The sequence below is a fragment of the Pseudomonas sp. 20P_3.2_Bac5 genome (assembly GCF_025466035.1).
Classification (GTDB): domain Bacteria; phylum Pseudomonadota; class Gammaproteobacteria; order Pseudomonadales; family Pseudomonadaceae; genus Aquipseudomonas.
Genome location: NZ_JANLOA010000015.1, coordinates 13,850 through 37,211, shown reverse-complemented (window position 1 = coordinate 37,211; position 23,362 = coordinate 13,850). Strand labels below are relative to the sequence as shown.

The 23,362-nt window shown below is 63.5% G+C and carries 18 protein-coding genes; 5 read left to right on the top strand and 13 right to left on the bottom strand.

The genetic code is table 11. From position 1 onward, the window contains the following. Positions 1 to 41: 41 nt before the first annotated feature. Entirely contained in the window at positions 42 to 620 is a 579-nt protein-coding gene (locus tag NTD88_RS02490) for a lytic transglycosylase domain-containing protein (RefSeq protein ID WP_262156410.1), read from the bottom strand. A 176-nt stretch (positions 621 to 796) separates the two neighbouring features. On the opposite strand from NTD88_RS02490, the gene gspG reads away from it, so the two are divergent. Then, on the top strand, positions 797 to 1,219 hold the full coding sequence (gene gspG, locus NTD88_RS02485) for a type II secretion system major pseudopilin GspG (protein WP_095155199.1): 423 nt from the start codon (positions 797 to 799) through the stop codon (positions 1,217 to 1,219). 11 nt (positions 1,220 to 1,230) lie between these two features. Further along, on the top strand, positions 1,231 to 2,418 hold the full coding sequence (locus tag NTD88_RS02480; RefSeq protein ID WP_262156411.1) for a type II secretion system F family protein: 1,188 nt from the start codon (positions 1,231 to 1,233) through the stop codon (positions 2,416 to 2,418). A gap of 64 nt (positions 2,419 to 2,482) precedes the next feature. Here the strand turns inward: NTD88_RS02480 and NTD88_RS02475 are convergent, their stop codons facing one another. Then, positions 2,483 to 2,983, bottom strand: coding sequence for a hypothetical protein (locus NTD88_RS02475; RefSeq protein WP_262156412.1), 501 nt, complete (start codon positions 2,981 to 2,983; stop codon positions 2,483 to 2,485). A 238-nt stretch (positions 2,984 to 3,221) separates the two neighbouring features. On the opposite strand from NTD88_RS02475, the gene NTD88_RS02470 reads away from it, so the two are divergent. Then, positions 3,222 to 3,479 carry an acyl carrier protein gene (locus NTD88_RS02470; RefSeq protein WP_262156413.1) on the top strand — a complete coding sequence of 86 codons (258 nt, stop codon included), beginning with the start codon at positions 3,222 to 3,224 and terminating at the stop codon, positions 3,477 to 3,479. A gap of 118 nt (positions 3,480 to 3,597) precedes the next feature. On the opposite strand, the gene NTD88_RS02465 is transcribed toward NTD88_RS02470, so the two are convergent. Further along, complete coding sequence (locus tag NTD88_RS02465) at positions 3,598 to 3,786, bottom strand: hypothetical protein (RefSeq protein WP_262156414.1); 189 nt, start codon at positions 3,784 to 3,786, stop codon at positions 3,598 to 3,600. A 163-nt stretch (positions 3,787 to 3,949) separates the two neighbouring features. After that, positions 3,950 to 4,864, bottom strand: coding sequence for a tyrosine recombinase XerC (gene xerC, locus NTD88_RS02460; RefSeq protein ID WP_095155204.1), 915 nt, complete (start codon positions 4,862 to 4,864; stop codon positions 3,950 to 3,952). 142 nt (positions 4,865 to 5,006) lie between these two features. Between xerC and NTD88_RS02455 the strand changes: the two genes are divergently transcribed. Both NTD88_RS02455 and NTD88_RS02450 read left to right on the top strand, forming a co-directional pair. Next, positions 5,007 to 5,654, top strand: a complete 648-nt coding sequence (locus tag NTD88_RS02455; protein ID WP_262131130.1) for a DUF1345 domain-containing protein — start codon at positions 5,007 to 5,009, stop codon at positions 5,652 to 5,654. A gap of 363 nt (positions 5,655 to 6,017) precedes the next feature. Further along, positions 6,018 to 6,278 (top strand): DUF1652 domain-containing protein, encoded by a 261-nt coding sequence (locus NTD88_RS02450; RefSeq protein ID WP_095155206.1) that lies wholly within the window; start codon positions 6,018 to 6,020, stop codon positions 6,276 to 6,278. A gap of 3 nt (positions 6,279 to 6,281) precedes the next feature. On the opposite strand, the gene NTD88_RS02445 is transcribed toward NTD88_RS02450, so the two are convergent. The 9 genes from NTD88_RS02445 to mqo form a co-directional block, all read right to left on the bottom strand. After that, positions 6,282 to 8,366: a putative bifunctional diguanylate cyclase/phosphodiesterase gene (locus NTD88_RS02445; RefSeq protein ID WP_262131129.1), complete on the bottom strand. Its 2,085-nt coding sequence runs from the start codon at positions 8,364 to 8,366 to the stop codon at positions 6,282 to 6,284. Between the two features lie 199 nt (positions 8,367 to 8,565). Continuing rightward, positions 8,566 to 10,050: an efflux transporter outer membrane subunit gene (locus tag NTD88_RS02440; RefSeq protein WP_315975140.1), complete on the bottom strand. Its 1,485-nt coding sequence runs from the start codon at positions 10,048 to 10,050 to the stop codon at positions 8,566 to 8,568. Next, positions 10,047 to 13,160 (bottom strand): efflux RND transporter permease subunit, encoded by a 3,114-nt coding sequence (locus tag NTD88_RS02435; RefSeq protein WP_262156415.1) that lies wholly within the window; start codon positions 13,158 to 13,160, stop codon positions 10,047 to 10,049. The genes NTD88_RS02440 and NTD88_RS02435 overlap by 4 nt, the downstream gene beginning before the upstream one ends. Positions 13,161 to 13,212: 52 nt before the next feature. Then, complete coding sequence (locus tag NTD88_RS02430) at positions 13,213 to 16,311, bottom strand: MdtB/MuxB family multidrug efflux RND transporter permease subunit (RefSeq protein WP_262156416.1); 3,099 nt, start codon at positions 16,309 to 16,311, stop codon at positions 13,213 to 13,215. Beyond that, positions 16,308 to 17,624 carry an MdtA/MuxA family multidrug efflux RND transporter periplasmic adaptor subunit gene (locus NTD88_RS02425; protein ID WP_262156417.1) on the bottom strand — a complete coding sequence of 439 codons (1,317 nt, stop codon included), beginning with the start codon at positions 17,622 to 17,624 and terminating at the stop codon, positions 16,308 to 16,310. Before NTD88_RS02425 ends, NTD88_RS02430 begins: the two co-directional genes overlap by 4 nt. A gap of 199 nt (positions 17,625 to 17,823) precedes the next feature. Beyond that, complete coding sequence (gene tpx / locus NTD88_RS02420; protein ID WP_095155211.1) at positions 17,824 to 18,324, bottom strand: thiol peroxidase; 501 nt, start codon at positions 18,322 to 18,324, stop codon at positions 17,824 to 17,826. Positions 18,325 to 18,499: 175 nt separating this feature from the next. Further along, the gene (locus tag NTD88_RS02415; protein ID WP_262156418.1) at positions 18,500 to 19,780 is read right to left on the bottom strand and encodes a serine/threonine transporter; all 1,281 of its coding nucleotides are present in this window, start codon (positions 19,778 to 19,780) and stop codon (positions 18,500 to 18,502) included. 364 nt (positions 19,781 to 20,144) lie between these two features. Continuing rightward, positions 20,145 to 21,338: an aromatic amino acid transaminase gene (locus NTD88_RS02410; protein WP_095155213.1), complete on the bottom strand. Its 1,194-nt coding sequence runs from the start codon at positions 21,336 to 21,338 to the stop codon at positions 20,145 to 20,147. A gap of 157 nt (positions 21,339 to 21,495) precedes the next feature. Further along, the gene (gene mqo, locus NTD88_RS02405; RefSeq protein WP_262156440.1) at positions 21,496 to 23,148 is read right to left on the bottom strand and encodes a malate dehydrogenase (quinone); all 1,653 of its coding nucleotides are present in this window, start codon (positions 23,146 to 23,148) and stop codon (positions 21,496 to 21,498) included. Positions 23,149 to 23,362 lie beyond the last annotated feature (214 nt).

Below are 23,362 nucleotides of genomic sequence, written 5' to 3'. Positions count from 1 at the left end.
GCTAGCGCCTTTGGGCACCCCCGACTCCCCGAATAAACCCCTCACTCCCCCCGCAACCGCCGGTAATGCCGCAACACCTCCGGCACATACCGCTGCGTCTCGGCAAACGGCGGTATCACCCTGCCCCGGCTCAGCACTGCATCCGGCCCGGCGTTGTATGCGGCGACGGCCAAGGCGATGTCGTTGTCGAACAGTTTCATCATGCGCTTGAGATATCGCGCGCCACCGTCAAGGTTGGCCGCAGGGTCCAGGGCGTTGCTCACCCCCAGCTCCTTCGCCGTCTCCGGCATCAGTTGCATCAGGCCCATGGCCCCGGAACCGGAGCGGGCATTGGCGTCGTAGCGCGATTCGGCCTGGACCACCGCATGCAGCAAGGCCTCTGGCAGGTCGTTGGCCTTGGCGGCGGCGGCGATCAGTTCGGCATAAGGCTTGCCGGTCACCAGTTCCGCGCGGCTCGCGACCAGCCCGGGTTCGGCGATGACGCGCTGGTAGTGCCGCCCCTGTTGGTGAACGTTGGACAGGACATAGGCGCCACTGGCGCTGACGGAGATGTACACGTCGGCCTGGGCCGGCTGGACGCTGGCCAGCCAGGCCAGCAGTGCGGTGGTCACGATACGCATGATCGTCTCCTCCCGGTTTTCCCCAGAAAGTGGGGGTTATGCCCCGTTCGGGGCGGGCGTGGAGAGGTCAACGCAAGCACTGTGCCGCCCGCCGGAGCGCGGCGCCACGGGCCCCGGCGCAGACGCGCACGGCCTTTGCATAAGCCATCTCACACGCTCTGGAGGAGGCCCCGGCCATGAACCGACAACGTCGCACGCAACACGGCTTCACCCTGCTCGAACTGCTGGTGGTGCTGGTGGTCCTGGGTCTGCTGGCCGGGATCGTCGCACCCCGCTACTTCAGCCAGTTGGGCCGCTCGGAAGCCAAGGTGGCGCGAGCGCAGATCGAAGGGCTGGGCAAGGCGCTGGACCTGTACCGGCTGGAAGTCGGCCGCTATCCGTCTTCCGAGCAGGGACTGCAGGCGCTGGTCAGCGCCCCCAGCGACGAGGCACGCTGGTCCGGGCCGTATTTGCAGAAGAAAGTGCCCGATGATCCGTGGGGCCATGCCTACATCTATCGCTACCCCGGCGAGAACGCCGAGTACGACCTGCTTTCGCTCGGCAAGGACGGCCAGCCCGGTGGCGACGGCGAAAACGCCGAAATCGCCAGTTGGCAGTAGGAGGCGCTGCCATGCGATTCAAGCTGAAAGCGTTGGGCAAGGCCGGGGTGATCGCCCTCGAGGTCGACGCCGCGGACCTTACCCAGGCCCGCGAACAGGCCGAGCGGCAAGGCTTGCGGGTGCTCAGCGCGAGCAGTGCCGAGCGCTTCGCACGCCTGCGCCGGCCGCGGCGCGAACACTTTGACCTGCTGCTGTTCAGCCAGGAGTTGGGCACCCTGCTGGACGCCGGCCTGCCACTGATCGATGCCCTGCAAAGCCTGGCGGAAAAAGAAAACGCGCCCCAGGCACGCAAGACCCTCGATGCCCTGGTGCGCCTGCTGTACGAGGGCAAATCCTGCTCCCAGGCGCTGGCGCAGTTGCCCGCGGTTTTCCCTCCGCTGTACGTGGCGCTGGTGCAGTCCAGCGAAAAGACCGGCGCCCTGGCCGAAGCCTTGCGCCGCTATGTCGGCTACCGCCAGCGCCTGGACGAGGTGCGGCAGAAGATCGTCAGTGCCTCGATCTACCCGCTGTTGCTATTGCTGGTGGGCGGCGGAGTGGTGCTGTTCCTGCTCGGCTACGTGGTGCCGCGCTTCAGCCTGGTGTTCGAAGGGCTGGGCAGCAACCTGCCGTGGCTGTCGCAGTGGCTGATGTACGCGGGGTTGTTTCTGCAACGGCAGCAGACCGAACTGCTGGCTGGTTGCGTCGGGCTGTCGCTGGCCCTCGCGCTGCTCCAGCGCCAGCCGCCGGTGCGGCGCTGGCTGGGGCGGCAATTGCAGCGCTTGCCCGCGTTGCACCGTCGGCTGGTGATGTACGAACTGGCGCGGTTCTACCGTTCGCTGGGCATCTTGCTGCAAGGCGGCATCCCGATTCTCACGGCCATGGGCATGGCCCGCGGCCTGCTCGGCAGCAGCGCCGCCGAGCGCCTCGATCAGGCGTGCGAGCGGGTGCGCGAAGGTGTGTCGCTGTCAGCGGCGCTGGAGGCTGGCGAATTGGTCACGCCGGTGTCGCTGCGCTTGCTGCGGGCGGGTGAACAGTCGGGCAACGTCGGCCAGATGATGGAGCGCAGCGCGGACTTCTATGACGCCGAGATCGGGCGCTGGATCGAGTGGTTCGTGCGTTTGTTCGAACCGCTGCTGATGACGTTTATCGGACTGCTGATAGGGCTGATCGTGATCCTGATGTATATGCCAATCTTTGAACTGGCTTCTAGCATTCATTAGACGCTGAACAACGCGCAACAACGATCGGAGTGGATAAGCCCTCTCAGCACACACCGTTCCTTGATCAGTTCTTGCTCAGATCAATGTTGCTAATCGCGATAGGTGCACCGGGCTGGCCGTCTGCAGCCGGGTAATTCAACCTCACGGTTACAAACTTGGCTTCAGGAGGAACATCAACCACGAACCCGGCGCCGCCCCAACTGGAATAGGCAGGGATAGGCTTGAACGCGAACCAACCCTGGTTTCCACCATCGTTGAATTGCAGGCTCATCATTGGTTTATCCGCGTGTGGCTCTGTCGCCCCTTTTGAGAGCGTCTGCAATTGCATTGTCGTTTTCTGCGTTGCCCAATCCACCGGTGTTCCAGTCAATGGGAAAGCGGAGGCGATAAGCCTGAAGAGCCACGTCACGCCACCATCGATGGGAAGGTCCGGCTGGGTAATAAGGGTACCCGGTTTCAAATTCACATATTTAGTCTGTTCATGCGTGCCAACTTCCACCAGGCGATCAGCTTTCCAACCGTCCAGGCCATCGATGAACTTGCCATTTTTAATAATGTTGCTCATTTCAGTCTCCTTATGTTCCTGCATCATCCAAGCCTCCGGCCGGAAGCCTCAGTACACGCTACGCCTGGGTCACTTATCTGGATACTGGTAGAAATGTCAGGTGCGGCGCTCATGTCAGATCACCAAATACGAACTTGCCTCGCACTTCAGCAATGACCCACTGATATTTCTGTCAGTTTTACTTCAACCCAGGCTCTGCTGAAATGGCCCTGTCCCTTGTGGACTGCGGAGCATGATCATGAACATAACCAGCGATCCCGAAACACTCATCTATTCCATCGTTGCCGACAAAAAACACCTTCCCCACAACCAGGTAACGCGAGACAAGCGTTTTCACGATGACCTCGCCGTCAACTCGATGGACGCACTGGAGATCCTGATCATGGTCGAGGATCAGTTCAGCATTGAAATCCCCGATGAAGTCAGTATTGATTTCGCGACAGTTGGCCAACTGATCGAACACGTGAAAGTGTGCTGTGAAAGGCCAATCGAATGATCCAGCGAAACATACCGATTTAAATAACCCACGCCACGCTTACCCGAGAAGTCAGCAGCCGAATGCCGACCACTTCTCGGGTTTTTCCTGGCCCATGAATACCGTGGGCATGCGTCACTTACTTGCGGTTCAAGGCTTTGATGATTTCAACATTGGTGACGCCCATCTCGATATCAGGCTGGGACTCTCCGGACGGGATGACAATAGTTGCGATCCCGGACTTAAATCCCACTGGCGCCGTGAATCTGAACGCGGCCAATCCCCACGATGGATAGGCGACACAACGCCGCGTGATGATGTGTGTCATGGCACCAGGTCCTCGACTGAGTCATTAAAAGTCACCAGATAACTATCAACGTTGCTGATGCTGGTGACGCTCAGGCTAGGGCAACACGAATGTTCCTGAAACTGACAGAAATATCAGGTATCCCAAGCAGGAAAGTTGCCGTGACGATGAGTGAACCGCCTGTTCAATAGTCATACCGATCCACCGCTCGCCGCCGTTCATTGTCGTCGCGCATGTCGTAGTTGGCGGTGGTCTGGATGTTGCTGTGGTGCGCCAGTTTCTGGGCAATCGACAGGTCGTGTTCTTCGATCACCCGGGTAATGAAGGACCGGCGGAAATCATGGGGCATGATCTTCACGCCGACCTGCTGACCGCGCTGGCGGGCGATGTAATAGATGGCGTGCTTGGTGATGCGTTCGCGGGTGATGTGGCTACCGCGACGGATGCGGTTGAACAGGAAGCTGTCGTCTTCCTGGCCCGCCGGCAATTGCTCGCGGCGGAACGCCAGCCAGGCATTGAGCTTTTCGAAGGCCCAGACCGGCGCGTACTTGATCAGTTGTTTGTTGCCCTTGCCCAGCACCCGCAGGCTGCGCTCGGCGAAATCCACCTGGGCCAGGTCGAGGTTGACCGACTCGGACTTGCGCATGCCGGTGCCGTAGAGCAAGGCGATCACCGCGGCATCACGCAGCCCCTGCGGCCGTGGGTCGGCGGCGCAGACGTCCATCAGTTCGCGAATCAACGTGCGCTTGAGGTTGCGCCCCACCGGCAGGCGTGTGCCCTGCACCGCCTTGACCTCGCGGATGCGCAGCAGGCGCTCCTGGTCGATCAGGCCGAGGCGCCAGGCTTCGTTCATCACCCCGCGAATGGCGTTGACGTACAGCGACGAGCTGTTGGGCGCGTAGCCATCGCTGCGCAACACCGCCACCAGATCGGTCACGTGCGCGGGATCGAGCTGGTGCCAGGGCACTTCGACGATATCGATGCCGTCGAAACCGAGGCGGTCGGCGGCGTCCTGAAGGATGTACTTCATGGTCAACTGGCTGGAAGGCGCCAGCCGGGCGAGGTATTGCAGCAGCGGGTTGGGCAGTGACTCAGGCAAACCGTGGGGTTCCTCGACAGCGGGGGCGGTAACCGAAGGCGCGCAGGATGACCGAGCGCACCCGCTCGGGCAAGCCCTTTTGCCTGACGACAATGCCGCCGAAGGACTACAGTTGGCGCATCCGTCACTGCAGCGAGTTCACATGGCACTTCACAAGCTGGTTCATACCCATCCACGGCTGAGCGCCGCCGCCTTGATCGGGATTCTCGGCGGTTTCTTTATCCCCGCAGGCGACACCGTGCAGCATGTGCTGGCGGGCTGGAACCTCGCGGTCTGGCTTTACCTGGCGCTGGTGCTGGGCCTGACCCTCGGCGCCACGCCTGAAACCGTGCGCCGCACCGCCGATGTCGAAGACGAAAACGCCGCGCTGGTGTTGTTCGTGGTCAGTATCGCCGCCGTGGCCAGCCTCGCCGCGGTGACCCTGCAACTGGCCGGCAGTGGTGATCTGCACGGGCAGGAGAAGGTCCTGCATTACGGCTACACCGGGCTGACGGTCGCGGGTTCCTGGCTGCTGATCGGCACGATTTTCAGCCTGCATTACGCGCGCCTGTTCTACACCAATGACGGCAGTGAACCGCTGCTGCGCTTCGCCGACGGTGAACGCCATCCCGATTATTGGGACTTCCACTATTTTTCGTTCACCTTGAGCGTCGCGGTGCAGACGTCGGATATCGGTGTCGGGGGGCGCGGGATGCGCCGGGTGGTGCTGGCCCATTCGGTGATCGGCTTCGTCTTCAACACGGCCATTCTTGGCTTTACCTTGAATATTGCTGCCGGGCTGCTGAGCTGAATCAGGCCTTCATGGGGGGCCGGGGGCTATGGATAAACCCACAGCACCAATACCCAATCCCAAAGTCCATCCCCCAGTACCCCGCGAAGAACCTGAAACAGGGAACTCACAGCCGCCGGTCGGAAAACCAAACCCCACAGCGCCAGACCGACTAGCGGTCGCCATGCCCCGAACAACAGAGAAACCGTTTGCCCTGCACCTTCGGGTAAAGCGGAATGTGACACCCATCATGGAACAGGAAAAACAACCGGGAATTATTCCCGTTCACGCTGTCCATTGCTGCTATGGTTAGTCACTGGCCCCAAAGGCCCAGATTCGGGATGTCATTCAGGGTTATCGGCAGCACGATACAAGGAGGCCTGTATGAACAAGCTCACGTTTCCAGGCGCATGCCAGATGATGCGCTGGCATTTCCATCCGCTGGGCTTCGAGGCCACCATGGACGCCCCGCGCAGCATGGTTGCCCGTCTGTTCGACCGCGCCACCGGCGAAACCTTGCTGGCCATTGCCGGCATCCCCTGCTCCACCGTCATGGCCGCTCACGATGTGGAACGGATCATCGAAGCGGTGGAGGACGAACTGGAAGCCTTCCAGCCGTCCTGCGCCCTGCAGCGCACCGCCTGACCGTCAGGGTCGGGCCTGGTTAGTCATCACCTTCTCGATATCACTCAGAAAACGCTCGGGCGGCACCGGCTGGCCGAGCAAGTAACCCTGCAACGAATCACAGCCCAGCCGCGTCAGGAAATCCTGTTGACGGTCGGTTTCCACGCCTTCGGCAACGATCCGCAAACCCAAAGCCTGCCCCAGGGCGACGATTGCCGAGACGATCGCCGCATCATCGCTGTCGTGCTCCAGGTCGCGGACGAAACCGCGGTCGATCTTCAGCTCGTTGGCCGGCAGACGCTTGAGGTACATCAGGCTCGAATAGCCGGTGCCAAAGTCATCGATCGACAAATCCACGCCCATGTCCGACAGCCGCTGCAGCACGCAGAGGCTGGCGTCGGCATCGTGCATGGCGGTAGTTTCGGTGATTTCCAGGGTCAGGCTGTTGGGCGGCAGGTTGTTGCGTTCGAGCGCCGCGGCCACGCTGTCGACCAGTCCGGCATGGCAGAACTGGATGGCCGAGAGGTTGACCGCAATGCGCCAGTCGCTATGGCCCTGGTCGAACCAGATGCGCATCTGCCGGCAGGCTTCTTCCAGCACCCATTCGCCAATGGGGATGATCAGGCCGGTCTTTTCCGCGAGGACGATGAAGCGGTCCGGCAGCAGCAGGCCCATGCTCGGGTGGTCCCAGCGCACCAGCGCCTCGGCACCGATCGGATGGCGGCCCACGGCGTCGAACTTGGGCTGGTAGAACAGCCGGAACTGCTTCTGCTCCACCGCCGTGCGCAAATCCTGGAGCAATTGCAGTTGCAGGCGCGCGTTGCTGTTCATCGATACGTCGAAGAAGCTGTAGCCGTTTTTGCCCGCGTTCTTGGCGTGGTACATGGCGGCGTCGGCGTTACGCAGCAACTCGTGCTGGTCGTTGCCGTTGCCGGGATAGAGCACGATGCCGATGCTGGCGGAAATCTGCAGGCTCTGCTCCGCCACGCGGAAGGAACGGGAGACCAGATTGACCTGTTTTGCCGCGACGCTGACCGCGTCGTCCGGATCTTCCAGCTCAACCAGCAGGACGAATTCGTCACCGCCGATCCGCGCCAGGGTGTCCTGGCTGTGCAGATGGCCGCGCAGGCGCAGGGCGACTTCCTTGAGCAACTGGTCACCGGTGTGGTGGCCGAAGGCATCGTTGACCGGCTTGAAGCCGTCCAGATCGATGAACATCAGCGCAAAACAACCGCCATGTTCCGCCACTTTGCTCATCGCCTGGTCGATGCGGTCGGCCAGCAGGGTGCGGTTGGGCAAGCCGGTCAGGGTGTCGTGCAGCGCCAGTTGGGTGAGTTCCTGGTTGGCGAGGGTCAGCGAGCGCGCCAGATCAGCGGTGCGCGCCTCGAGACGGGCGTCCAGCACCGAGGTCAACAGGGCCACGGCAAGCACCGCCAGGGTGGTGATCAGCACCAGATAATCGAGGCCATCGCCGCTCACGCCCTCGTTGAAGGCGCCGCAGAAACTGCCCTCGGGGAAGTTCGCCGCGGCCATGCCGGTGTAGTGCATGCCGACAATCGCCACGCCCATGACCACCGCCGCCCCGCCGCGTATCTGGCGTACATAGGGCGTGTGGCGGCGCAGGCGGAAGGCGATCCACAGCGCCGCCATCGACGCCCCGACTGCGATCAGCAGCGACAGGCCAAACAGCGCCACGTCGTACTCGATACCCGGCTGCATGCGCAGCGCCGCCATGCCGGTGTAGTGCATGCAACTGATACCCGCGCCCATGATCCCGGCGCCCAGCAGCAACATGTGTAGCGGCAGGCTGGTCTGGCTGACCAGCCACAGGGCAAAGCCCGAAGACAGTACGGCGATGACCAGCGACAGCACGGTCAGGGTGAGGTCGTAGCCCAACTGGATCGGCAGGCTGAAGGCAAGCATGCCGATGAAATGCATCGACCAGATGCCCATGCCCATGGCCAGCGCGCCACCGCCCATCCACAGATAGACCGCCCGCCCCTTGGCCGTGGCCAGGCGTCCGGTGAGGTCAAGGGCGGTGTAGGAAGCCAGGATCGCCACACACAGAGAGATGACGACCAGAGTAGGTGAGTAACTGCCAATCAACATGAGGCTTTCCACGAATGGGGCTGGATAGGGCAATTTGCCAGCCCATAAAAGCCGATGATTGTACTCAACCTTTCGCGAAACGCACGGAGTTTCAGCCGGTTGGTGAAGGGTGATTTGGCGCGGAACTGTGGGAGCTGTTAGCCGCGAAGGGCCGCTCCCACAGAATCATGCGTGGCCGACGCTTGGCGACGGCGGCGGATCACTCCTCGGTAAACGCCTGTTGCGCATCCCAGCCACCGCCCAAGGCCGCGATCAACTGCACGCTGGCCACCAACCGACCCTGCAACAGGGTCAGCGCACTTCGCTCGTTGCTGAGGGCGGTGGTCTGCACGTTGACCACATCCAGATAGCCGATCAGCCCTGCCCGGTACTGGTTCTCGGTCAGGCGCAGCGATTCACGCGCCGATTCCAGCGCCTCCTGGCGCACATTCGCCTCGTCGCCGTAGACCTTGAGCTGGACCAGGTAGTTTTCCACTTCGCGGAAACCATCCAGTACGGTCTGCCGGTACTGCGCCACGGTCTGGTCGTACACCGCCACGGTACGGTCGACTTCCGCCGAACGCTTGCCGGCATCGAACAGGGTCATGGCCAGGCTCGGGCCCACCGACCAGAAGCGGTTCGGCAAGCTGATCCAGTTGCTGAAGGTGCTACTGCTGTAGCCACCGCTCAAGCTCAGGCTCAAATCCGGGAAGTAAGCGGCGCGGGCAACACCGATTCCGGCGTTAGCCGCCATGACCTTGCGCTCGGCCGAGGCGATATCGGGACGCCGCTCCAGCAGTTGCGAGGGCAATTCCAGCGGAATCTGCGGCAACCCCGGGATCGTGGTGGTCGGCGCCAGGGCGAACTCCGCCGGCAGCTTGCCCATCAGCACGGCGATAGCGTTTTCCAGTTGCGCGCGCTGCCAGACCAGGTCCACCAGGTCAGCCTCGGTGCTCTTGAGCTGGGTTTGCGCCTGGGCCACCGCGTCCTTGCCGGAAACCCCCGCCTTGTACTGGTTCTGGGTCATTTTCAGCGAGCGCTGATAGGTCGCCAGGGTTGCTTCGAGCAGGCGCTTCTGTTCGTCAATCACCCGCAGTTGCAGGTAGTTCTGCACCAGCTCGGACTGCAGGCTCAAGCGCATCGCCGCCATGTCGGCCAGGCTCGCTTCGGCACTCGCCTCGTTGGCATTCAGGCCTTCACGCAGCTTGCCCCACAGGTCGATTTCCCAACTGACGCCCAACTGGGTGCTGTAGGTGTCGCGGATGCCGCTGCTGTTGTTGCTCAGGCTCGAACTGCTGCTGCCGGTGCCCTGGCTGGAACGGGTCTTGCCGGCGCTGAGGTCGAGGCTGGGGAACAGCGACGCGCGGGAACTGCGCACCAGGGCCTGGGCCTGACGGTACTGGGCCTCGTACTGGCGCACGGTCTGGTTGCTGGCATTGAGCTGCTCGACCAGCGCGTTCAGTTGCGCGTCGCCGTACAGCTCCCACCAGGCGCCGCGGGCCAGCGCGTCGGACGGGTTGGCCTGGGTCCAGCCTTCGGCATGCTTGAACGGCACCGCGGTATTCATCTCCGGGCGCTGGTAATCGGGACTCAAGGTGCAAGCGCTGAGCATCGCCACGCACAGGCTGGCCGCCAGCAGGCGCGAGCCCCGGGCGCCAAGCAGGCGCAGCAGCGAAGAATCGGAAAGCAAGACAGGTTGACTCATAGCGGGGTTTCCAGGGCAGCGTCGGTCCGCACTCCGCGCCAGCGGTTGAAGCGATGGCGCAGACGGTCCAGATAGAGGTAGACCACCGGGGTGGTGTAAAGCGTGAGCATCTGGCTGAAGACCAGGCCGCCGATGATGGTCACGCCCAGCGGCTGGCGCATTTCCGAGCCTTCGGCGGTGCCGAGCAACAGCGGCAAGGCGCCGAGAATCGCGGCCAGGGTGGTCATCAGGATCGGTCGCAGGCGCAGCAGGCAGGCGCGGCGGATCGATTCTTCCGGGCCGAGGCCCTCGTGACGCTCCAGTTGCAGCGCCAGGTCGATCATCAGGATGGCGTTTTTCTTGACCACGCCGATCAGCAGGAACAGCCCCAGCAGCGAGATCAGGCTGAACTCGCCGCCGGTGACGTAGAGCGTGAGCAAGGCCCCTACCCCGGCCGACGGCAGGGTCGAGAGGATGGTCAGCGGGTGAATGTAGCTTTCGTACAAGATGCCCAGCACCAGGTACACCAGCACCAGGGCGCCAAGAATCATCAGCGGCTGGCCTTGCTGGGTTTTGCTGAAGGCGTCGGCGGTGCCGCCAAGCTTGGCGATCACCGACTCCGGCAAGCCGACCTTGGCCACCGCCCGCTCCACCGCGGCCAGGGCCTGGTCGGGGCTGTGGCCTTCGGCGACATCGAAAGAGATGTCCTCGGAGGCGAACTGCCCTTCGTGGCTGACCCGGTCGTTGGCCAGGCTGTTCTCGTAGCGGGCGAACGTGGACAGCGGCACCCGCGCGCCATCGGCGGTGATCACCTCGACCTGCTCCAGGGTGCTGGGGTCCTGGGCATATTTCGGGTTGATCTCCATCACCACCTGATACTGATTGAGGCTGTCGTAGATGGTGGAGATCTGCCGCTGGCTGTAGGCGTTGTTCAGCACCGCGGTGACCATGCTCATGTCGATGCCCAGGCGCTTGGCCTGCTCGCGGTCGACCACCAGGGTCACCTGCTGGGTGCCACTGCCGTCACGGGCGTCGATGGCGGTCAGTTCCGGCAGCGCGCGCAGCGCCGCGACGACTTTCGGGTACCACTCGCGCAGCGCCTGCAAATCACCGCTCTGCAAGGTGTAGAGGTACTGCGAAGTGGTCTGGTCGCGGCCACCGCCACCCAGTTGCAGGTCCTGGTCGGCCATCAGGAACAAGCGGCCGCCCGGCACCTGTGGCATTTCCTTGCGCAGCCGCTCGATCACCTTCTGCGCGTCCAGCTTGCGCTCGGCAATCGGCTTGAGGCGCACCAGCACCATGGCGTTGTTGGTGCCGCTGTTGCCGCCGATAAAGCCGGCCACGCTCTGCACCGCCGGATCGGCGAGCAAGGCGCGGCGGTAGATTTCCATTTTCGGCTGCATCACGGTGAACGACAGGCCGTCGTCGCCGCGGATGAAGCCCTGCAACTGGCCGGTATCCTGCTGCGGCATCAGGGTCTTGGGCACCACCACATACAGCGCGATATTCACGCCGATGGCCAGCAGCAGGCTGAACAAGGTCAGCTTGCGATGGCGCAGCGCCCAGCCGAGGCTGCGGTCGTAGCCGGCGATCATGCGTCGGTTCAGGCTGTCGCTCCAGCGTTGCAGGCGGGTCTGTCCGGCGTCGTGGGCATGGGGCTTGAGCCAGCGGGCGCAGAGCATCGGGGTCAGGGTCAGCGACACCACCAGCGAGACAATGATCGCCGACGCCATGGTGATGGAGAACTCGCGGAACAGCGCATTGACAATGCCGCCCATGAACAGGATCGAGACGAACACCGCCACCAGCGACACGTTCATCGACAGCAGGGTGAACCCCACTTCCTTGGCCCCGAGGTAGGCCGCGCGCATCGGCGGCTGGCCGTCCTCGATATGCCGGGAAATGTTCTCCAGCACCACGATGGCGTCGTCCACCACCAATCCGGTAGCGAGGATCAGCGCCATCAGTGACAGGTTGTTCAGCGAGAAACCGCACAGGTACATCACCGCGAAGGTGCCCACCAGCGACACCGGCACCGCCAGCGTCGGGATCAGCGAAGCGCGGAAATTGCCGAGGAACAGGTAGACCACCAGGATCACCAGCACCACCGCGATCAACAGGGTGTGCTCGGCTTCCTTGAGGGTCGCCTTGATCACCGGCGAGCGGTCCATGGCGATGTTCAACTGGACGCTGGACGGCAGCAGCGACTGCAGCGCCGGCAACTGCGCCTTGATCTGCTCCACGGTCTCGATGATGTTGGCGCCGGTCTGGCGGTTGATCACCAGCAGCACCGCCTCGTCGTCGTTGAAGAAGCCGCTGTTGTAGCGGTTTTCCACGCCGTCGGTGACTTTCGCCACATCGCTCAGGCGCAGCACCGAACCGTTCTGGTAACGGATCACCAGCGGCTCGTAGTCCTTGGCTTTTTCCAGTTGGTCATTGGCGCGCACCTGCCAGTTGCGGCCGGCATCCTCGACGAAGCCCATGGGCCGGCGCTGGTTGGCCGCTGCCACCGTCTCGCGCACGTCGTCCAGGGACAAGCCGTACTGAGTGAGCCGTTTCGGCTCCAGCTCGATGCGCACCGCCGGCAGCGAGCTGCCGCCGATCTGCACCTCGCCGACCCCGGACACCTGGGACAGGCTCTGGGACAGGATGGTCGACGCCAAATCGTACAACTGCCCTTTCTGCAACACTTCGGAGGTCAGCGACAGCACCATGATCGGCGCCTGCGACGGGTTGATCTTCTTGTAGGTGGGCATGCTGCGCATGCCGCTGGGCAACAGGTTGCGCGTGGCGTTGATCGCCGCCTGCACTTCCCGCGCGGCGCCGTCGATGTCACGGTCCAGGTCGAAGCCGAGAATCACCCGGGTCGAGCCCTGGCTGGAACTGCTGGTCAGGGTGGTGACGCCGGCGATGGTGCCCAACTTGCGTTCCAGCGGCGTCGCCACCGTCGCCGCCATGACCTCGGGGCTGGCGCCCGGCAGGCTGGCCGAGACCACGATCACCGGGAAGTCCATCTTCGGCAGCGGCGCCACCGGCAACAGGCCGAAGCTGACACCGCCCAGCAGCAAGATCGCCAGGCTCAGCAGCATGGTCGCCACCGGGCGACGGATAAACGGGCCGGACAGGTTCAAGGGCAGCTCCAGATGACAAGCTGCACGCTACGAGCAGGGTTGCGAAGGCTGATCACACCGCTTCCTCCACAACGTTCTGTTCAGGTTTGAAACGGCGCGCCAGGCGATCGAAGTACAGGTAGATCACCGGTGTGGTGAACAGCGTGAGGACCTGGCTGACCAGCAGCCCGCCGACCATCACCAGGCCCAGCGGCTGGCGCAGCTCGGCGCCGGAACCGGTGGCGAGCATCAGCGGCACGGCGCCGAACAACGCCGCCAGGGTGGTCATCAGGATCGGCCGGAAACGCAGCAGCGCGGCCTGGTAGATCGCGGTCTGCGGGTCCATGCCCTGGTGGCGTTCGGCTTCGAGAGCGAAGTCGATCATCATGATCGCGTTTTTCTTGACGATACCGATCAGCAGGATGATGCCGATGATGGCGATCATCCCTAGGTCATTGCCGGTGAGGATCAGCGCCAGCAAGGCGCCCACCGCCGCCGACGGCAGGGTCGAGAGGATGGTGATCGGGTGAATGTAGCTCTCGTAGAGCACGCCGAGCACGATGTACATGGTTACCACGGCGGCGAGCACCAGCAGCAGCGTGCTCGACAGCGACGCCTGGAAGGCCTCGGCCGCACCCTGGAAGCGGGTCTGCACGCCCAGCGGCATGCCGATGTCCTTCTGCACCTGCTCGATGACCTGCACCGCCTCGCCCAGGGATACGCCTTCGGCCAGGTTGAACGACATCATCACCGCCGGGAACTGGCCGATATGAGCGATAGCCAGTTGCGCCTGACGTTCCTCGACGCGCGCCAGGGCCGACAGCCGGACCTGCGCGCCGTCGGTGGTCTTGACGTAGATCTGGTCCAGCACCTTGGGCCCGATACTCGACGCGGCGGCGGCCTGCAGCACCACGCGGTACTGGCTGGCCTGGGTGTAGATGGTGGAAATCTGCCGCTGGCCAAAGGCGTCATACAGCGCATTGGTGATTTCCGAGACGGTCACGCCGAGGCGGCTGGCGGCGTCGCGGTCGATCACCAAGAAGACTTGCAGGCCCTTGTCCTGCAAGTCACTGGCAACGTCGGTGAGTTCCGGCCGCTGTTGCAGGGTCTGCACCAGGGTGTCGCTCCACGTCGACAGCAACTCGGCATCCGGCGAAGACAGGCTGAACTGGTACTGGGTGCGGCTGACCCGGTCCTCGATGCTCAGGTCCTGCACCGGCTGCATGAACAGGCGGATGCCGCTGAGGCGGTCGACCCGTGGTTGCAGGCGGGCGATCACCTGGGCCGCGGTGAGGTCGCGCTCGCCGTGGGGCTTGAGGTTGATCAGCAGGCGACCGCTGTTCAGCGTCGCGTTGTCGCCATCGACACCGATATAGGACGACAGGCTTTCCACCGCCGGGTCTTCGAGAACCAGCGCGGCCAGTTCCTGCTGGCGCTGGCTCATGGCGGTGAAGGAAATCGACTGCGGCGCCTCGGAAATACCCTGGATCACCCCGGTGTCCTGCACCGGGAAGAAGCCCTTGGGCACCACCAGATACAGCAGCACGGTCAGGCCCAGGGTCGCCACCGCCACCAGCAAGGTCAGCGGCTGGTGCCGCAGGACCCACTGCAGGCCGCGGCCATAATGCTCGATCATCCAGTCGATCCAGGCACCACTGGCACGGTAGAAACGGCCCTGCTCTTCTTCCTTCGGCTCGCGCTTGAGCAAGCGCGCGCACATCATCGGCGTCAGGGTCAGGGACACCACCAGGGAAATCAGGATCGCCACCGCCAGGGTGATGGCGAATTCGCGGAACAGCCGCCCCACGACATCGGCCATGAACAGCAGCGGGATCAATACCGCGATCAGCGAGAAAGTCAGCGAAATCAGGGTGAAACCGATCTGCCGGGCGCCCTTGAGCGCCGCCTGCAACGGCGTCTCCCCTTCCTCGATATGGCGGGCGATGTTCTCCAGCATGACGATGGCATCGTCCACCACGAAACCGGTGGCGATGGTCAGCGCCATCAGGGTCAGGTTGTTGATCGAGAAGCCGGCCAGGTACATCACGCCGAAGGTGCCGATCAACGACAGCGGCACCGCGACCGACGGAATGATGGTCGCGCTGACCCGGCGCAGGAACAGGAACGTGACCATCACCACCAGGGCGATGGCGATCAGCAGCTCATGCTGCACGTCCTTGACCGAGGCGCGGATGGTCTGGGTGCGGTCGGTGAGCACCACCACGTCGAGGCCGGCCGGCAGGTTGTCGGTGATCGACGGCAGCATCTGCTTGATCCGGTCCACTACCTCGATGACGTTGGCCCCCGGCTGGCGCTGGATGTTCAGCAACACCGCCTGGTTCTGGTTGGCCCAGGCCGCCAGGCGCTCGTTCTCGGCGCCGTCGACGATCTCGGCGACATCCTTCAGGCGCAGCGGCGCGCCGTTGGCGTAGGCGAGGATCAGGTTGGCGTATTCCTCGGGGGAGCGCAGTTGATCGTTGGCGTCGAGCATCGACACCCGGGTCGGGCCGTCGAAGTTGCCCTTGGGCTGGTTGACGTTGGAGGCACCGACCAAGGTGCGCACATCGGCAAGGTTCAGCCCCGCCGAGGCCAGCGCCTCGGGGTTGACTTTGATCCGCACCGCCTGGCGCTGGCCGCCGGCGATGCTGACCATGCCGACGCCGCTGATCTGGGCAATCTTCTGCGCCATGCGGGTATCGACCAGGTCATTGAGCTTGGGCAACGGCATGGTTTTCGAGGAAATCGCCAGGGTCAGCACCGGGGTGTCCGCCGGGTTGACCTTGTTGTACACCGGCGGTGCCGGCAGGTCGCTGGGCAGCAGGTTGCTGGCGGCGTTGATCGCGGCCTGGACCTGTTGCTCGGCGACATCCATGTTCATTTCCAGGCTGAAGCGCAGGGTCAGCACCGACGCGCCACCGGAACTGGTGGACGCCATCTGGGTCAGGCCCGGCATCTGCCCGAACTGGCGCTCCAGCGGCGCGGTCACGGCGCTGGTCATTACCTGCGGACTGGCGCCGGGATAGAGGGTCATGACCCGGATGGTCGGGTAATCCACCTGGGGCAAGGCCGCCACCGGCAGCAATTTGTAGGCGATCAGGCCGGCCAGGACGATGGCCAGCATGCTCAGCGTGGTGGCAACCGGACGGAGGATGAACAGCCGCGAGAGGTTCATGCGCCAGCCTTGCCTTGACGGGCCGGACGCTCAGGCACGGCCGAGACATCGTTTTTGTCCTGGCCTTGCAAATGCTGGCCGGGCGTCGTCGGAACCTCGGCGGCGTCGTCCACCACGTCAACCACGGTGCCGTCGCGCAGGCGATCGGTGCCTTCCAGCACCACCCGCTCGCCCTTCGCCAGGCCTTCCTTGATCACCGTGCGCTCGCCGTCGCTGGCGCCCAGCTTGAGGGTGCGGATATGCACCTTGTTCTCCGCGTCCACCACATAGACGAAGGTGCCGTTGGTGCCGAACTGGATCGCCGCCGCCGGGGCGGTGATCACGTCTTTCTGGGTGTCGGCGAGCAGGCGCACGTTGACGAACTGGTTGGGGAACAGCGCTTCGTCCTGGTTCTCGAAACGCGCCTTGAATTTCAGCGTGCCGGTGGTGATGTCGATCTGGTTGTCGAGGCTGCGCAGCACACCGACGGCCTGCTGGCGAGTGTCGCCGCGGTCCCAGGCCTCGACCGGCAGCGGCGCGCCACTGCGGAAGCGCGCGAGCACGGTGTCCAGGTCGGTTTCCGGCAGGGTGAAGGCGACGGTGATCGGCTGGGTCTGGGTGATCACCACCAGCGCGGTGGTGTCGTTGGCCGCCACCAGGTTGCCCAGGTCCAGTTGACGCAGGCCGAGGCGGCCGCCGATAGGCGCGCGGATTTTAGTGAAGTCCAGGTTCAGCTTGGCGTCGTTGACCGCCGCCTGGTTGGTCTTGATCGTGCCTTCGTACTGCGCGACCAGCGCGGCCTGGGTATCGAGGGTCTGCTTGGCGATGCTGTCTTCGGCGAACAAGCCTTTATAGCGTCCCAGATCGATCTGGGCGTTCTTCAGTTGCGCCTGGTTCTGCGCCAGGGTCCCTTCAGCCTGTTGCAGGGCGATCTGGTAGCTGCGCGGATCGATCTCGGCGAGCAGGTCGCCGGCCTTGACCTGCTGGCCTTCCTGGAAGTGCACCTTGACCAACTCCCCCGCCACCCGGCTGCGCACGTTGACCGTGTTGGTCGCGGTGACCGTGCCCAGCGCCTTGTAATACAGCGGGAAGTCGCCCACCGCTGCGGACGCTACGCGCACCGGAACCGTGGCGGTCGAATTGCCGAAGCCCGGACGCCCCGGCCCCCCCATGGGACCCGCGCCGCCGCGCCGCCCGGCTGCCGGCGCCTCGCTCTTGGCCGGGGCCTTGGTTGTCGTCGATGCCGGCCACAGCCACCAGCACAGGCCGGCGACCAGCAACAAAATCAACAGGCTGAACAGCCAGCGGCGGGAAGAACGGGAGGAAGATTGCATGGGTTGACCGACCATATCTGCGCAGGAAACTTTGAAGGAGGCTGAACGATAAGCACTCGGGACCGATTAGCAAAGCGCCTTTACCGGCAATTTACTGATCACTGACGTAGCCAAGGCCCTGAACTTTAAATGAAAACGGCCTGGACAAAGCCAGGCCGTCATCACGTTTCAGGTTTTTGCGGGCAAGCCCGCGAGCAACTTACTTCAGAACAGCAAGGGCTGCCTCGTAGTTCGGCTCTTCAGCGATTTCGCCTACCAGCTCGCTGTGCAGCACCTTGTCGTTCTCATCGACGACGACTACGGCACGGGCGGCCAGGCCGGCCAGCGGGCCGTCGGCAATGGCAACGCCGTAGTTTTCGAGGAACTCGCGGCCGCGCAGGGTCGACAGGTTCTTCACGTTGGTCAGGCCTTCGGCGCCGCAGAAACGCGCCTGGGCGAACGGCAGGTCGGCGGATACGCACAGCACCACGGTGTTGGCCAGTTCATTGGCCTGGGCGTTGAATTTGCGCACGGAGGTGGCGCAAGTCGGGGTGTCGACGCTCGGGAAGATGTTCAGCACTTTGCGCTTGCCGGCGAAGTCCTTCAGCGACACATCAGCCAGGCCCTCGCCGACCAGCGAAAACGCTGGCGCCTGAGCGCCGGCTTTCGGCAGCTCGCCGTTGACCTGAACCGGATTGCCTTTGAGAGTCACTTGAGCCATGAACGGAGTCCTTATGCGAGAGGATAAAAGGACCCAGAGTTAAGCACGAAAGTCGGCGTCCACCTATGGGCGGAATGCAAATTGTTGAATTTCCGGACAATTTTTGTGGACAAAACGGGGTTAAAAAACCGAACAATCTGTCGCGACGGCCCACCGGACCGTCGCGCCACAAGCATCAGGGAAGCAGCGAATACACCACCGACGACAGCGCCACCAGCCCGACCACGGTCACGAAAACGTTGGACATCGCCCCGCTGTATTTGCGCATCGCCGGCACGCGGCGGATCGCGTACATCGGCATCAGGAACAGGATCGCCGCGATCACCGGGCCGCCCAGGGCTTCGATCATGCCGAGAATGCTCGGGTTGAGCGTGGCGACGATCCAGCACACCACCAGCATCAGCGCGGCGGTCACCCGGTCCAGGGTCTTGGCCTGGGGGCGCTTGCCGGTCTTGAGGATGATGCCTTTGAGGCCTTCGCTGGCGCCGATGTAGTGGCCGAGGAACGACTTGGCAATAGCGACGAAGGCAATCAGCGGCGCGGCGAAGGCGATGGTCGGGTTGCTGAAGTGGTTGGCCAGGTAGGACAGGATCGACAGGTTCTGCGCCTTGGCTTCGGCCAACTGCGCCGGGCTCAGGGTCAGCACGCAACTGAAGACGAAGAACATCACCATCGCCACCATCAGCAGGTGCGCACGGGCCAGGATCTGCCCGCTGCGCTGGTCGGCGTGCTCGCCGTAGCGGCGTTTCTGGTCGACGGCGAAGGCCGAGATGATCGGCGAATGGTTGAAGGAAAACACCATGACCGGGATCGCCAGCCACAAGGTATGCAGGAAGGCGCCGCCCGCAGGCAGTTCACTGGCGGTGGCGAGGATGCCGCCGTTCCAGTGCGGAACCAGGAACACCGCGAGAAACGCCAGGGCCACAATGAACGGATAAACCAGCAGGCTCATTGCCTTGACCGTGGCCTGCTCACCGCAACGCACCACGGCCAGCAAGCCGAGGATCAGCACGAACGACAGCAGCGCCCGCGGCGGCGGCTGGATGTGCAGTTGATGCTCCATGAAGCTGCCGACGGTGTTGGTCAGCGCAACGCTGTAGATCAGCAGGATCGGGAAGATGGCGAGGAAGTACAGCACGGTGATCATCGCACCGGCGCTGAGACCGAAGTGTTCTTCGACAACTTCAGTGATATCGCCGTCGCCGCGCCCGGAGAGGACGAAGCGGGTCAGGCCGCGGTGCGCGTAATAAGTCATCGGGAACGCCAGCAGCGCCAGGATCAGCAGCGGCCAGAAGCCGCCGAGGCCGGCGTTGATCGGCAGGAACAGCGTACCGGCGCCGATCGCGGTGCCGAACAGGCCGAGCATCCAGGTGGTGTCTTGACGGGCCCAGCTACCGAGGGTCGCGGCTGGGGTCGATTCAAAGCGTTGTTCAACGCTCGGGGCCTGCTCATTCATTCCGGGTGCAACTCCACACGCAAGACTGCAACAGCGCCGGAAGTGGCGAAACAGACGCCTCAACGCACCCCGGCCATCAAAGAGGGGCGCGATTGTGCGCTGAAAGGTTGCACTTGCAAAGCCCTGTCCGAGGAATGGTTGCACCGTTGCGGTGCGGGGACAGACTGAAAATCGAGGGGGTTGCTGAAGACCGCACTGTAGGAGCGGCTTCAGCCGCGAACGGCGGCGAAGCCGTCGTAAAACCTGAATCCCGAATAGGCTGATGCACCCGGAATTCCGGTTTTGTGGCCGCTGCCGCGGCCAATCGCGGCTGAAGCCGCTCCTACAAGGTCTTGTACCAGGCGATCGGATGTAGTGCGAACGATCACTGCACCGCAGCAAACGCCTCGGCCACCTGCTGCAGGTTGTCCGGGCGCACGCCCGACATGCACACGCGGCCGCTGTCGATCAGGTACACACCGAACTCGTCACGCAGGCGACGCACCTGGGCCACGCTGAAGCCGGTGTAGCTGAACATGCCGCGCTGGCTGAGGAAGAACGAGAAGTCCTGGCCCGGCAGCAACACCGCGAGGGCGTCCACCAGACCTTGGCGCATTTCCAGGATGCGCAGGCGCATCTGCTCGACTTCCGCCACCCACTGGGCATTCAGGCCGGCATCGTTCAACACCGTCGCCACCAGTTGCGCGCCGAACGCGGGCGGGCTGGAGTAGTTGCGGCGCACAGTGGCCTTGAGCTGGCCGAGCACGCTTTGCATGGTGTCGGCGTCGTCGCAGACCACCGACAGGCCCCCTACCCGCTCGCCGTACAGCGAGAAGATCTTCGAGAACGAGTTGCTGACCAGGCACGGTACGCCGGCACGCGCCGCTTCGCGGATGGCGAAGGCGTCGTCCAGCAGGCCCGCGCCGAAGCCCTGGTAGGCGATGTCGAGGAACGGGATCAGGTTGCGCGCCTTGACCACCTCGATCACCTGTTGCCATTGCCCCTGGTTCAGGTCAGCGCCGGTCGGGTTGTGGCAGCACGGGTGCAGCAGGACGATGCTGTTGGCCGGCAGGGTCTGCAGGGCCGCGAGCATGCCGTCGAAGTTGACGCCGCCGGTGTTCTGGTCGAAGTACGGGTAGGTGTGAACCTTGAAACCGGCACCTTCGAAGATCGCGCGGTGGTTGTCCCAGGTTGGATCGCTGACCCAGACCTGCGATTCAGGGAAGTAACGCTTGAGGAAGTCGGCGCCGACTTTCAATGCGCCGGAACCGCCGACGGTCTGCACGGTGGCGACACGGCCGCTGGTCACGGCCGGGTGATCGGCGCCGAACAGCAGGTTCTGGATCGCCTGACGGTAGCCGGCCAGGCCTTCCATCGGCAGGTACAGCGAGGCTTCGTGGGGCTTGTCGGCCAGGCGCTTCTCGGCCTCGCCCACCGCCGCCAGTTGCGGCACCACGCCGGCGGCGTCGTAATACAGGCCGATGCTCAGGTTGACCTTGTTGGCCCGAGGATCGGTCTTGAAGGTCTCCATCAACGAGAGGATCGGATCGCCGGCATAGGCATCGACATGTTTGAACACAGCGCGCAACTCCTTGGGACAGGGTCAATCGAACAAAGTGTGTCGAGGATACCCGGAGTGCGGGCGCAGGAACATGCCCTTGGTGCAACCGTTCAGTGCATTGCTGCACGGCGTTCGTTTGCATCCGACAGTCGCCCTGCCGGATGCAAACGCGCGGTTAGTTACCGGCGTCTGGATTGAGGTCCGGGTCGGCGTTGCCGGTCTTCTGTCCCAGCGGATCGATGTTGTCCGGATTGGCCGGATCCTGGCGCTGGTCGATGCCCGGCGCCGGCGCCAGTTGCAGCACTTCGTTGGTGTAGGCCCACTCCTTGGCGACCAGGTCAGGATGGTCGTTCAGGTGCATGCCGTAGCTGGGGATGATCTGTTTCAGCTTTTCCTGCCAGGCCGACGACGCGAGACGGTCCTTGAACACCTTCTGCATCAGGTCGAGCATGATCGGCGGCGCGGTGGAAGCGCCCGGCGAAGCGCCCAGCAGGCCGGCGATGGTGCCGTCCTTGGAGGCGACCACTTCGGTGCCGAGCTTGAGCACACCGCCCTGGTTTTCGTCCTTCTTGATGATCTGCACGCGCTGGCCGGCCTGCCACAGGCGCCAGTCTTCCTTCTTGGCTTTGGGGAAGTAGGTCTGCAACGCGGCAAAGCGGTCGTCATCGGACTGCATCACTTGGCCGACCAGGTATTTCACCAGGTCGAACTCACGCAGGCCCACGCGCATCATCGGCCAGGTGTTGTGCAGCGACATGCTGGCGAACAGGTCGAGGTAGGAGCCTTCCTTGAGGAACTTGGTGGAGAACGTGGCGAATGGCCCGAACAGGATCACCCGCTTGCCGTCCAGCACCCGGGTGTCCAGGTGCGGCACCGACATCGGCGGCGCGCCGGTGGAGGCGATGCCATAGGCCTTGGCCATGTGTTGCAGGGCGATGTCCTGGTTGTCGGTGACCAGGAACGAGCCGCCCACCGGGAAGCCGGCGTAGTCCTTGGCCTCGGCGATGCCGGATTTCTGCAGCAGCGGCAAGGCCGCGCCACCGGCGCCGATGAACAGGAACTTGGCGTCGGTGGTGGATTTGCTACCGTCCTTGAGGTTCTTGTACTCGACGCGCCACGAGCCATCGTCGTTGCGGGTGATGTCCTCGACCTCGCTGGACAGTTTCAGGCTGAAGTTCGGCCGGGTCTGCAGGTAGGCCACGTACTGCCGGGTGATTTCGCCGAAGTTGACGTCGGTGCCTATGTGCGTCCAGGTGACCGCGAGCTTCTGCTGCGGATCACGCCCGTCCATCATCAGCGGCACCCACTTTTTGATCTGCTCGGGGTCTTCCGAGTACTGCATGGGCCGGAACAGCGGGCTTGCCTGCAAGGCCTCATAGCGTTTTTTCAGGAAGCGGATATTGTCGTCGCCCCAGACGAAGCTCATGTGCGGCGTGGTGTTGATGAACGAGCGGGGATTCTTCAGCACGCCGTTCTTCACTTGCCAGGCGAGGAACTGCCGAGTGATCTGGAAGGATTCGTTGATTTCCACGGCCTTGGTGATGTCCACCTTGCCGTCTTTTTCCGGTGTGTAGTTCAATTCGGCCAGGGCCGAGTGGCCGGTGCCGGCATTATTCCAGCCGTTGGAGCTTTCGTTGGCGACCTTGTCCAGACGCTCGACCAGTTCCATCGACCAGCCCGGTTCCAGTTCGTTGAGCCAGATCGCCAGGGTCGAGCTCATGATGCCGCCGCCCACCAGCAGCACGTCGACCTTCTTCGCCTCCTCGGCCTGCGCGCTGGCGAAGCCGCACAGCAACGTCAGCCCGGCGAACGCCGCTCTCCATTTCATCCCGATCGTCATGTTTTCTCCCACGAGGCGAGCCTCGATGTGATTGGCGTGAATTCCCTGCCCATTGGACCGACCGCCGGCACCCCGTGCCGCGGTCTTCGCGCCTTGATGCACGCAAGGCAAGCGAAGCCCGATGGCGGTCCGTGAAGCACATGGCTTCGAGGGCCGCGACCGGCGAACAGTTCAAAGGCTAGCTCAGCCCGCGCGGCCTGCC